General features: G+C 23.9%; 1 protein-coding gene. It reads right to left on the bottom strand.

Features of this window, described 5'->3' with window-relative positions; translation table 11 throughout:
* Nucleotides 1-340: 340 nt before the first annotated feature.
* Entirely contained in the window at nucleotides 341-1,033 is a 693-nt protein-coding gene (locus MBCUR_RS02435; RefSeq protein ID WP_067089782.1) for a CDGSH iron-sulfur domain-containing protein, read from the bottom strand.
* Nucleotides 1,034-1,172: the final 139 nt, after the last annotated feature.

The following is a 1,172-nucleotide window of genomic DNA, read 5'->3' as shown; positions in this document are numbered from 1 at the left end:
TGATATTAATGTCTATTTAGTAAAAATAGTTATTTTTTAAACATTTAATTTTTATTATTCTTTAAAATATTTTAATTTAAATTTAACTAATTAATATGAATTATTTACTAATTAGAAGAACCTTTAAAACAAACTTTTAAAAAAAGTTTGATCAAATAAGTTTTCTCAAAAATATAAGAAAAATAATTTAAATATAAGTTATTTACAAATTATAATTATTTTTAAACATTTATTTTTTTATAAAAACATATATTAATAGTTTACATATGCCTTAACATATTTTAATTAAATAGCTGTTTTTATAAAGAATAATCATTGCACAGCCTCTTAATAATTAAAATTATAAATTCCATTTAGCTCTAAATTTTGATTGGAACTCTTCACTAGCCCAATGTGAACCATCACAAAATGGCTTGTTTTTAGATTGACCACATCTACATAATGTCACACGATTTCTTAATTCATATTTTTTTCCATTATCTGATTCAACAGGAATTCCACCTTTAACCCATATTGGACCATCAGTTTTCATCCCATTATCATATATTAAATTTATTTCTTTTTCAAATTCAGATTCTGTAGTGGAGTTGTCTTTATGGTCTATTAGAGTTAATCTTCCAGATGGGCAGTTTTTAGCTTCTTCTTTAGCAATAGCTATTGATTCATCATCACCTTTATTAAGTAATTCTCTTATTCCTCCAGCATGTCTACAAAATCTTGTATGGTCACATAAAGCAGGAGCATCCATTAACTTAAAATCCTCAGTTTCAAGATTTTGAAGTGAAGTAGAAAAAATATCCTCTTTAGCAACTTCAGTTCCATCAAATTCTGCATTTATATGTGTTCCATCACAAAATGGTTTGTTTTTAGACTTTCCACAACGACACAATGCATAGTTAGGACCAGTTTTCACAGGTTTTTTATTAATATATGAAACAGGAAATCCATCATCGCTAATATCTGTTTCAATAGTATATAAAGGCACATTTCCACTAACCATATAAGGTCCATTCTTTTTTATAGTAATTTTCATAGATCTATCTCCATTTCAAAACATTTATTTTTAGAATATTTAATATTAAAATATTTTTTTTTAAAATTATGTATAATAAAAAAATATTTTCTAATATGTCCATTAAAATTAGTAGTATAATAATTATATTATATGTTAG

This window comes from Methanobrevibacter curvatus (assembly GCF_001639295.1).
In the GTDB taxonomy this organism is placed as follows: Archaea; Methanobacteriota; Methanobacteria; order Methanobacteriales; family Methanobacteriaceae; genus Methanoflexus; species Methanoflexus curvatus.
Note: the sequence above shows the minus strand (reverse complement) of the source record. Positions and strands in the feature narration are given on the sequence as shown.

Coding starts and splice junctions, on each gene's coding strand:
- MBCUR_RS02435 (WP_067089782.1), bottom strand. CDS start 1,033: ATGAAAATTACTATAAAAAAGAATGGACCTTATATGGTTAGTGGAAAT.